At 71.0% G+C, this 10,294-nt stretch carries 10 protein-coding genes and 1 pseudogene; 8 read left to right on the forward strand and 3 right to left on the reverse strand.

Features of this window, described 5'->3' with window-relative positions; all coding sequences use genetic code 11:
• Nucleotides 1-94: 94 nt before the first annotated feature.
• The 3 genes and pseudogenes from ACIQR3_RS38035 to ACIQR3_RS38045 all read right to left on the reverse strand — a co-directional run.
• Nucleotides 95-301 (reverse strand): annotated as a pseudogene (locus ACIQR3_RS38035) (hypothetical protein); the annotation flags it as partial.
• Nucleotides 298-867, reverse strand: a complete 570-nt coding sequence (locus ACIQR3_RS38040; RefSeq protein WP_403546160.1) for a DUF4913 domain-containing protein — start codon at nucleotides 865-867, stop codon at nucleotides 298-300. The pseudogene ACIQR3_RS38035 and the gene ACIQR3_RS38040, both read right to left, overlap by 4 nt.
• A 193-nt stretch (nucleotides 868-1,060) precedes the next feature.
• Nucleotides 1,061-1,816 carry a DNA-methyltransferase gene (locus ACIQR3_RS38045; RefSeq protein ID WP_403546143.1) on the reverse strand — a complete coding sequence of 252 codons (756 nt, stop codon included), beginning with the start codon at nucleotides 1,814-1,816 and terminating at the stop codon, nucleotides 1,061-1,063.
• Between the two features lie 513 nt (nucleotides 1,817-2,329).
• Between ACIQR3_RS38045 and ACIQR3_RS38050 the strand changes: the two genes are divergently transcribed.
• From ACIQR3_RS38050 to ACIQR3_RS38085, 8 genes are all read left to right on the forward strand, one after another.
• Nucleotides 2,330-3,445 carry a C40 family peptidase gene (locus ACIQR3_RS38050; RefSeq protein WP_403546145.1) on the forward strand — a complete coding sequence of 372 codons (1,116 nt, stop codon included), beginning with the start codon at nucleotides 2,330-2,332 and terminating at the stop codon, nucleotides 3,443-3,445.
• 227 nt (nucleotides 3,446-3,672) lie between these two features.
• Nucleotides 3,673-3,984 (forward strand): DUF6112 family protein, encoded by a 312-nt coding sequence (locus tag ACIQR3_RS38055; protein WP_403546147.1) that lies wholly within the window; start codon nucleotides 3,673-3,675, stop codon nucleotides 3,982-3,984.
• Nucleotides 3,985-4,656, forward strand: a complete 672-nt coding sequence (locus tag ACIQR3_RS38060) for a hypothetical protein (protein WP_403546149.1) — start codon at nucleotides 3,985-3,987, stop codon at nucleotides 4,654-4,656. It abuts the gene before it with no gap.
• 18 nt (nucleotides 4,657-4,674) lie between these two features.
• Nucleotides 4,675-6,039, forward strand: a complete 1,365-nt coding sequence (locus ACIQR3_RS38065; RefSeq protein WP_403546150.1) for an ATP-binding protein — start codon at nucleotides 4,675-4,677, stop codon at nucleotides 6,037-6,039.
• Nucleotides 6,040-6,115: 76 nt separating this feature from the next.
• Nucleotides 6,116-7,588 (forward strand): SCO6880 family protein, encoded by a 1,473-nt coding sequence (locus tag ACIQR3_RS38070; RefSeq protein WP_403546152.1) that lies wholly within the window; start codon nucleotides 6,116-6,118, stop codon nucleotides 7,586-7,588.
• A gap of 43 nt (nucleotides 7,589-7,631) precedes the next feature.
• On the forward strand, nucleotides 7,632-8,078 hold the full coding sequence (locus ACIQR3_RS38075) for a DUF6238 family protein (protein WP_403546154.1): 447 nt from the start codon (nucleotides 7,632-7,634) through the stop codon (nucleotides 8,076-8,078).
• 28 nt (nucleotides 8,079-8,106) lie between these two features.
• Nucleotides 8,107-9,621, forward strand: coding sequence for an ATP-binding protein (locus ACIQR3_RS38080; protein ID WP_403546156.1), 1,515 nt, complete (start codon nucleotides 8,107-8,109; stop codon nucleotides 9,619-9,621).
• A gap of 54 nt (nucleotides 9,622-9,675) precedes the next feature.
• Nucleotides 9,676-10,203, forward strand: coding sequence for a hypothetical protein (locus ACIQR3_RS38085; protein ID WP_403546158.1), 528 nt, complete (start codon nucleotides 9,676-9,678; stop codon nucleotides 10,201-10,203).
• The last annotated feature ends 91 nt before the right edge of the window (nucleotides 10,204-10,294 follow it).

Consider the following 10,294-nt stretch of genomic DNA (forward strand, 5'->3'; position numbering starts at 1 on the left):
TGACATCAAAACTCACTGACATTGATCTTGCTGAGCCATACGAAGCGACTCCCGGAACCGCCTCCAAATGACTCCCTCACAAAGTGACACAGCCAACGCGCCACTCCCTGCGGGCGTCCACGATGAGCTTGCGGTAGCCCTCCAGGTCCCCGGTGAGGCGGGTTCCGAAGCGCTCGGCGTTCACCACGTCCTGCAGGCGGGACAGGGTGAGGTCTCGGATGTCGCCGGGGGCCTGGAGGAGGTCGGTCAGGGCACGGGGATCGAAGCTCAGGCCGAAGGCCGGATGCTGCCCCTGGCTCACGACGCCGGCCCGGGTGTCTGACCGGTACCGGACGGTTCGGCGGCGTCCGCTGCTGCCCGTTCCGTGCGGACCGAGCGGGGCGGTCCGGGCAGGATGCGGTGTGCCGGCCGGTCCGGGGAGGTCATGCAGGCTGACAGCGGGCCGCCGGGAGCGCGGATCGCCGCGACGGCATGGGTGAGGAAGTCCCGGTGCCACACGAACAGGCCGCTCAATCCCGCTTCGGGATCCTTGTGCTGCTGGTAGGCCAGCCACAGCGCATGGAGCCAGGCCACGACGTCGTCGTGGTCCTGCCAGCGCAGGCACCAGGGCGCCGCCGTGGTGACCTCGGCCCCGTAGACGGGGAGCAGGAAGTCGTCGACCCAGTCGGACAGCGCGTCGAGTTCGTCCTCGTACTCCTCGCCCTCCAGCTCCAGGATGGGCCGCGGCTCGGGCGGTGCCGCCGGAGCCGGGATGCCGAAGCCGGGCATGCCGAACGCGGCGAACGGCGACCCGCCGCCTGCGGCCGGAGAGGGTGGGGCGGAGGCGAGGTGGTCGAGTTGCTGGGCCTGCTGTGCCGACTGCTCCATCAACCGCCGCACGCTCGCCTCGATCCCCTCCAGATGGGCGTCCGGTACGCGGACCGGTTCCAGCCCTCCCCCGGCCGGGGGTTCTACAGGGTCAGACATAACAGGAACGACCTCCTACGAGCCGTGATGAGAGCAGAGGGCATACACGTGTGCCACCGAACGGCCTGCCGCCCGGTGCGGCCGTGCCCGGGGTTCAGGTGACGAGAGCGAAGTCGTCCTGGGTGAGGGTCTGTCGGATCGTCTCGGTGAGCCGGTCGGCCGCCACGGACGCGTACTGCTCGGTCTTCTCCACGCCGATGAAGTCGCGGCCCTCCAGGAGCGCGGCGACGCCCGTGGAGCCCGAGCCGGCGCAGAAGTCGAGGACCGTGCCGCCGGCGGGGCAGATCTTGACCAGTTCGCGCATCACCTCGACGGGCTTTTGCGTGATGTGCTGCCGCTTCGACCCGGACGGCTGGGAGGCGGAGTAGAGGCCGGGCAGGTAGACCGGGTTGCGGGCCGCGTCGATCGCGCCCTTGGACCCCCAGATGATGAACTCGCAGTTCTGGGTGAAGCGGCCCTTCTGGGGGCGGGCGGCCGGCTTGTGCCAGGCCAGCACGCCGCGCCACAGCCATCCCGCCGCCTGGATCGCGTCCGTGGTGATCGGGAGCTGGCGCCAGTCGGTGAACAGCAACGCGGTCCCGCCCTCCTTGGTCAGCCGGTGGGCTTCGGTCATGATCTGCGTCAGCCAGAACCCGTAACTGCGCTGGTCCATATTCTCGCCGGTGAAGTCCGGCAGGGTGTTCTTGGCGTCGGCGGAGGTGTACTTCTGCTTCGCGCTGCGGCTGGTGCGCTCCTTCGCGGTCCGTCCGCCTGAGTTGTACGGCGGGTCGGTGATCACCGAGTCGACGCAGTCGTCCGGCAGACCGGACAGAACAGCGAGCGCGTCGCCCTGGTGCAGGGAAAAAGGCAAAGAGAAACCCCGATTCGGGTAGGGAGTGCGGAGAGATCTCCCTCGTTCCGGTAAGTCCGCGCAGAGCCTGAAGCGGGCATGCAGAAGCCCACGGCCGCGGACCGGGAATGACGAGGAGAGTCATAAAACTGTAGACGCGAATCCGCCGACGGCCAAGAAACGCCCTATCGACGGGCCGGATTCCGGCCCGTCACTGCCGACTTTTTGGTCAACCGCCGATTCGCCTCTACAGTTTTTGGACCGCCTGGCGCACCAACGCCGCCCGGTTCCCTCTGCCTGCTCCTGCGGAGGTCTCCCCTGCCCCGGCACACCTAGATCCTTACGGTCGGCACGCGAGCGGCAACTCGCCCGCCGGCCTGCGCAACCCCCAGTCGCCACCCCGGCCGCCGCGCTCCCTTCCACCCGCTCCTCGCACACGCGGCGGCCGGTCAACCACATCCCGAAGGACACGTGCATGACGTCTCATTACCCGTCCCTGCCCGACACCGGTGACCCGCGAGCGGTCCGCACCGGTTGAAAGCGCTCGCCGCCGCCATCGGCGTCGTCGTCCTCTCCCCGCTCCTCCTCGCCGGCACCGCCATGATGATGGCGACCTCCAGCCAAGCCGCCCAGTCCGCCGCCACGAACTGCCTCTCGGACGTGGACACCGCCGCGATCACCGCACAGGTCACCAAGCTCCTCGACGGCGCGGACGCCTCCGACATCCGAATCGAGGGCCTCGACCTGCCCGGTGAGCAGATCCCGCACGCGCAGACCATCGTCGCCACCGGCATCAGCCTCGACGTCCCCCGCCGCGGGCAGATCGTCGCCCTGGCCACCGCCCTTCAGGAAAGCCGGCTGCGCAACCTCACCTACGGCGACCGCGACTCCCTGGGGCTGTTCCAGCAGCGGCCCAGCCAGGGCTGGGGAACCGCCGACCAGATCCGCGACCCTGTCTACGCCAGCGAGCAGTTCTACACGGCGTTGCTCAAGGTCAGTGGCTGGCAGCAGATGACCGTCACCCAGGCCGCCCAGGCCGTGCAGCGCTCGGCCTACCCGGACGCGTACGCCCAGTGGGAACCACTGGCGACCGCCCTGCAGAAGGCCATCGCCGCCACCCTGCCCACCACCGTAGCGAGCGCGACCGGCACGGACACCGAGGAACCGGCCACCTCGTCCGGCTGCTCGGTCACGGAGGACGGCTCGTCCTTCGGAACGATCCCCGAAGGCACGGTCCCGGACGGCTACGAGATCCCGGCCAGCACCGACCCGAAGGCCCGCACCGCGATCCTCTGGGCGATGAACCAGCTCGGCACCATGTACCAGTGGGGCGGCAGCTGCACCAACCCGCACGGACCCGACCCGATGGGCCGCTGCGACTGCAGCTCCCTGATGCAGCAGGCGTACAAACACGCCGGCATCACCCTCACCCGCACCACCTACACCCAAGTCAGCGAGGGCAAGGCCGTCTCACTCAAGGCACTTGAGCCCGGGGACCTGCTCTTCAGCGGCGGCAGCGCCGCCAGCCCCGAGCACGTCGGCATGTACATCGGCGAGGGCCTGGTCATCGAGGCCCCCCGCACCGGAAAACCGGTCCGCATCACACCGCTGAAGGACTGGGACGTCCTCGCTGTCCGCCGCGTCCTGTAACGCCCGCTGTAGGTTCAGATTCGAGATGTCGTTGTCCGGCCATCTTGTCGTCGGCTTGTCGCCTGCTGGGACAAACCCGCAGGTCAACCGGGCCTCAGACGACAAGTCAAATCGGAACCTACACCCGCGCCTCCTCCCGTGCCACTCGCGCATCCCCCCGTTGTCTTCCTCACCTTCCCGCAGGCCGGGTCTTGCCGGCCTGCGCACGCAAGGAGCCCCACCCACCTGTGTCACCCATCCCCGACCGTTTCCTCCAGCTCGCCTACGACCCGGGCATCTCCCCCAAGGGCGGCGGCCTGCCCGGCCTGTCCGTCCTGAAGAACGTCGTCAACAGCATCAACCTCTTCGGCATCATCGCCGTCGTCGGCGCCCTCGCCGTCTCCCTCGCTGTCTGGGCGTGGGGCCACCACACCGGTGGCCACCAGGCCGAGGCCAACGGCAAGAAGGGCGCCACCGTGGCCGCCGGTGCCGCGCTCGGTCTCGGCGCCGCCAACGGCATCGTCGCCTTCTTCTCCAGCCTGGGGTCGCAGGTCCACTAAATGCTGAAACGACTCTCCGAGTACGGGGCCGGCTGGCCGCCCAGGCGACGCATCACCTTCGCCGCCGCCGTCCTGGCCTGCCTGCTCGCCCTCGCCGCCGTGACCGCTCTCCTGGTCGGCCGCGACAACCAGCACAGCACCACGGCCAGCACCGCATCGCCCACCACCGCCTCCTCCCCCTCCTCTTCCAAGGAGCCGGCCGCTGGTGGCGGGGTTGTGGCAGGCCCGCCGCGCATCTCTGATCCGGTCGCCTTCGCCAAGGCCGCCGCCGCGATGCTGTGGACCTACGACACCCGTACCACCAGCCACGCCCAGCAGCTCGCCGGCATGCAGGCGTGGATGACCGACGAGGACGAGTACGGCGACTGGGCGTCGGTGTCGGCGCAGATGCCGGACCCGACCCTGTGGTCGCGGATGGCCGACCAGAAGCAGCACGCCACCGCCACCGTGTCCGAAGGGCATTACCCGGCCGCGTTCAAGCAGGCGCTCGCCGAGAACCCTTCGGAGATCACGAAGGCTTACATCTATGCCGTGACCGTCACCGGCAAGCAGACCATCGCCTGGGCCAAGGACGGCGGGGGCGCGGAGGAGCGCTCGGTCACCCTCGCCGTGCAGTGCCGGCCCTCGGCCGACTGCTCGCTCGTGGCCATCGCCCCGACCGTCGCCCCCTGACCGAAAGGAGAGTTCCGCATGGGTTTTTGTGACCTCCCGCTCGCGGACAAGGTCTGCGACGTCGGCGAGGCCGTCGACTTCGTCTCCGATCCGGGCAAGGCGATCGGTGACTGGATGGCCAAGAGCGCCGGTGAACTCGCCGCGACCGCCGCCGACCTCGCGGCCAAGGCCGTCGACTCCACCACCAGCGTGGATCTGAACGCCGCCTGGTTCCGCGACAACTACGAGACGATCCTGCCGATCGGCCTGATCGTCCTGGTGGGCACGTTCTGCGCCCAGCTCGTGCGCGCCGCGATCCGGCGCGACGGGCAGTCGCTCACCCAGGCGTTCACCGGCACCGCGGCCGGCGTCATCTTCGCGTTCGCCGCGATCGCCTGCACCACGGTCGCCATCGAGGTCGTCGATGCCCTCTCCGACGGCTTGTTCCAGGCGGCGAACACCGATGTCGCCTCAGCGGTCCGCCGCATCGTCAAGGTCAGTGCGCTGCCCTCGCTCACGACCCTGGGGTGGCTCGTCGCCGTCGTAGCCTCCCTGGGCGCCGCACTCGGTGCGGTCCTGTACTGGTGCGTGATGATGGTCCGCAAGGTCGGCATCCTCGTCATGGTCACGTTGGCGGTGTTCGCCGGGGCCGGCGGCGGCTGGGACGTCGCCCGGCGCTGGCGCAAGGGCTGGATCGAGGCCACCGCCACCCTCGTGGTCTCCAAGCTGCTGATGACGATCATCTTCGTCCTCGGGATCGCCGCGATGGGCAAGACCGAAGCCGAAGACGGACTGGCCGCCCTCGCCGATGTCCTCGCCGGCATCATGATCATGGTGCTCGTGCTGCTCTGCCCGTACGCGACGTTCAAGTTCGTGCACTGGGCCGCCGAGTCCTCCGACGGGGAGACGCTGCACCGGGCCGGCGGCGCCGGTGCCCAGCTCGCCCGGCAGCATGCCGAGCGTGCCGGGAAGAAGGCCGCCGCGATGGCGGCCACCGGCGGTGCCGCGGCAGCCGGAGCCGGAGGCGCCCCGCAAGGCCCGGACACGGTGCCCGGCCAGGACGGATTTCCCGGCGACATCGCCCCCGCCTCGTCCGACAGCGGCCAGGACAGCGCGGCAGGCTCCCGCCCTGCCGAATCGTCCGACGGCGGTTTCAGGTCGGCAGTGGAGCAGGCCGTCCAGCCGCCGCCGACGAAGGTCACCGACGACACCAGTGGCCAGATGGGCGGCAGCCCGGGCCCCGGCGGCCCCGGCCAGGGCGCTGGTTGGCGGTCCGCTCCGCCGACCACGTCCCCGCCGCCGCACGGCGCAGCCCCGTCACCAGGTGCCCGGGCCGCTGGCCCGCCGAGCACCGCCGCGTCGAGCGGTCCGGCCTCCTCGCCGCCTCCCCCGGCCGGCCTCTGACCCCCTGCCCGACCCCCTGGGGCCGGGAGGCACACCGTCTCCCGGCCCCGGGCCCCGCGCCCCCAGGACCATCTCCTTGTCCGAACTGTCCATAGCTCCGGTGACGGTGAAGTTCCCGCACCGGTCCCGCCGGGGCATCCTCCTCGGCCTCACCCTCCCCCAACTCCTTCTCGTTTCCGGTGCACTGGCCCTGCTGCTGGTGACCGTCGTCTCCAGCGGCCTGCTCGGTGCCGTCCTTCTTGCTCCGCTGTGGGCGGCGGTTGCCTCGCTGGTCGCGGTCCGCCGCAACGGCCGGTCCCTGATCGACTGGGCTCCGGTCGTCGTCCGCTACGCACTCCGCCGCCGTACCGGGCAGACGCTGTGGCTGGCCCGGCCGGTCACCCGTCCCCGGCAGGACGGCATCCTGCACTTGCCCGGCGCCGCCGCCTCGCTGAAGGTCGTCACCCCCGGCGACTCCGCAGGCGGCGCCGCCGCCGTCCATGACCCGCACCAGCAGACCCTGACCGCCGTCGCCCGCGTCACTTCCCGGGCCTTCGCCCTCCTCGACCCCGCAACGCAGAACCACAACGTGGCTGCCTGGGGGCGGGCCCTGGCCGGTATCGCCCGCACCGGGCACGTCGCCACCGTGCAGGTCCTGGAACGCACCGTCCCCGACTCCGGCGACACCCTCACCCGCCACTGGACCCAGCACGGCCAACCCGGCACCCCGGTCGCCGGACAGGTTTATGCCGAACTCGTCGCCTCTGCCGGCCCGGCCGCCGCACCGCACGAGACCTACCTCGCCATCTCCCTGGACATGAAGGCCGCCAAGCGGCTCATTTCCCAGGCTGGTGGCGGGCTGCCCGGGGCGTTCACCGTGCTGGAGCAGACCACCGCCTCCGTCGCCCAGGCCGCCCGCAACGCCGGACTGATGGTCACCGGCTGGCTGTCCGCCCAGGAGATCGCCGCGGTCGTCCGTACCGCCTACGATCCCAAGGCCCTGGCCGCGCTGCAGCAGTGGTCCCCCGCCGGCCGTGCCGAGGCGGCCCCCGCCGCGGCCGGACCGGTGGTGCAGGTCGAGGAGTACGACCGGCTCGCCACCGACACCGCCCGCCACACCACGTACTGGGTGGAGAACTGGCCGCGCACCGAGATGGGTGCCGGATTCCTGCACGGCCTGATGTTCACCGCCGGGGTCCGCCGCACCCTCTCCCTCATCTACGTGCCCCAGGCGCTGGAGTCCGCACTGCGCGATGTGCAGCGCAAGAAGGCCGCGATCATCGCCGACGCCAGCGAACGCGCCCGCCGCGGCCAGGTCGACAACGAGGAAGACTCCGTGGAGTACGCCGACGTCAAGCAGCGTGAGCGGCAGCTCATCGCCGGTCACGCCGCCGTCGCGCTGACCGGCCTGGTCACCGTCAGCGCCGAGACCGACGCGCTCCTGGACGCTGCCTGCGCGCAGATCGAGACGGCCGCCGTCACCACCGGCGTCGACCTGCGCCGCCTGTTCTTCCAGCAGCCCGCCGCCTTCCCCGTCGCCGCGCTCCCTCTGGCCCGCACCACCCTCTGACCCGGCCACCACCGCCCCGGTGGCTGAAAGGACGCTCCTCTCCTTGCTCTCTCCCCCGCCTTCCGGTGACGCGCACCCCTATCTCCGGGCCGCGACCGCCGGTGTCCGCCACCACACCCGCGCGCTGAAGCACCCGCCGCAGCCGGAGCCCGCAGACCGCGCGCACCTCGATGTCCTCCACGCTCATCTCACCGAGCTGCACCGTCTCCTCGACCAGCTCGCCGAGGCCACCCGCCCCCCGCGCCCCGGCGCGGGCAGGCACCTGGCCACCGCGCAGACCCAGCTCTGGCAGGCCACCGCCGAAATCCACGCGGCCTTTCACCTCCTGCCGCCCGCGGCCGGTGACACCGTGTGCCGCCCTGACCGGCTGCCGGAGGGGCCACCCGTCCTCACCATCTGCCAGCGCCACCTGGCCGCCGGCCACATCGTCCGCCGCAAGACCACCCCCGCCGACCTCAGCCGCTCGCACACCACCGCCTGCGCCCGGTGAGCACCACCCGCCGAAAGAGGGCCACCCGATGAATCACCGGCCCGCACGCCGCGCCCGCCGCGCCTCCGCCAGCCCCCTGTTCACCCCGCACGGCACCGACCGGGCCAGCCGCAAGGCCGCCCGGCGCCAGCTGGCCGAAGCCACCGCCAAGGCCCGCGCCGAAGCAGCCGCCCCAACCGGAGGCACCGCCCCCGCCGAACAGACGATGCCCGCGCCGCTCTACCCGGCCGGCGGGCGCCCAGGACTCGCCTCCGCCCGCGGCAACCGGCTGAAACTGCCCGCGCACCGCATGACCACCGCCATCGCCGCCGGAGCGTACCCGTTCCTCGCCGAGGGCGGACTCGGCGCAGAAGGCATCTACATCGGCCGCGACGTCCACGCCGAAGCCTCCTTCGTCTTCGACCCGTTCGCCCTGTACGGCAAGGTCGAGGGCTTCACCAACCCCAACGTGCTGCTGGCCGGTGTCATCGGCCAGGGCAAGAGCGCACTCGCCAAGTCCTTCGCGCTGCGGTCGGTCGCCTTCGGCTACCGCGTCTACGTGCCGTGCGACCCCAAAGGCGAATGGACACCCGTGGCACAAGCCCTCGGCGGCACCTCCGTCGCTCTCGGCCCCGGCCTGCCCGGCCGGCTGAACCCCCTGGATGGCGCCCCGCAGCCCGCCTCCGTCGCCGAAGCCGACTGGAGCGGCGAGATCCGCAAACGACGCCTGCTGCTGCTCGGGTCGCTGGCCCGCACCGTCCTCGGCCGGGACCTGCTGCCCATGGAGCACACCGCGCTGGACGTCGCCCTCGACCTCGTCGTCACCCGCGCCGCCGACACGGGACGGACCCCGCTGCTCGGGGACATCGCCGCCGCCCTGAACGACCCCGCCGCCCTGGACCAGGCCGCCGGGATGATGTCCGGGCGGCTCGGCGAAGCCGCCCGCGACCTCGCCCACGCCGTACGCCGCCTTGTCCACGGCGACCTGGCCGGCATGTTCGACTCCCCCTCCACCGTCGCCTTCGACCCGAGCGCGCCGATGCTCACCATCGACCTGTCCCGGCTCGGCGGCTCCGGCGACGACACCGCCCTCGTCCTCGCCATGACCTGCGCCTCCGCCTGGATGGAATCCGCCCTCACCGACCCCGGCGGCGGCCGGCGCTGGATCGTCTACGACGAGGCATGGCGCCTGATGCGCCACCCCGGCCTGCTCCAGCGCATGCAGGCCCAGTGGAAACTCTCCCGCGGCCTGGGCATCGCCAACCTCATGGTCATCCACCGCCTGTCCGACCTGCTCACCGCCGGCGACGCCGGCTCACAGGGCCGCGCCCTGGCCGAGGGCCTCCTCGCCGACTGCTCCACCCGCATCATCTACCGGCAGGAAACCGACCAGCTGCACGCCGCCACCGCCCTGCTCGGTCTCACCACGGTGGAGACCGACGCCATCGCCCACCTCAACCGCGGACGCGGCCTGTGGAAGGTCGCCGGCCGGTCCTTCATCGTCCAGCACCTCCTTCACCCCCAGGAACTGGCGCTGTTCGACACCGACTCTCGCATGCACTGAAGCCGTGAACATGACAACAAAAGCGCAGGGTTACAGATGCCTCAACCTCCCGAAGTGACCATGCCCCAGCGGTTGCAGCAGATGGCTTCCGAGCTGTACACGGCCGGTCTCCAGCTTGAACTGCTGGACAGCGCCGGGCAGGTACCCTCTCCTCTCCCGGTTGACCAGCTCCAGCAGCAGGTCATCGCCTCCCGGGCCCTGGCAGCACGCACCACACTGCTGGCCGCCGACTTCGCCTCCCGAACCGGCAGTGACTCCTCGGAATACCTCGGCAAAGCCAGGGCTGAACTGGCCACCGCCGTGACGCACACGTACAACGCTGTGCGCCTGTTCACCGAGACCGCCAGCATCACGGCCGCGGCCACCGCACACCCCGACGCCCCAGGAGGCAAAGCCTACGAAGGCCGCCTGGTCCTCGCCCACGCCGACGCACGAGGCAACCTGTGGCGCGCATCCGAAGCCATCACCAGGGCGGCACAGCATCTGGAGATGCACCGCAGTGTCGAGCAATTCCTCACCGACATGCGCGTCCCTGCTCCCGCGGACCCCGGCACTTCGCCACGCCACAATCACCGGCGCTAGCTGTATTGATCACGAGCGTTGTTAACGCCGACGGGGCTTGATCATGGCGAAGACCTCCGGTGTGGTGGAGCTGTCTAGGACTGCACCGCAC

The sequence above is a fragment of the Streptomyces sp. NPDC090994 genome (assembly GCF_044768905.1).
Taxonomy (GTDB): domain Bacteria; phylum Actinomycetota; class Actinomycetes; order Streptomycetales; family Streptomycetaceae; genus Streptomyces.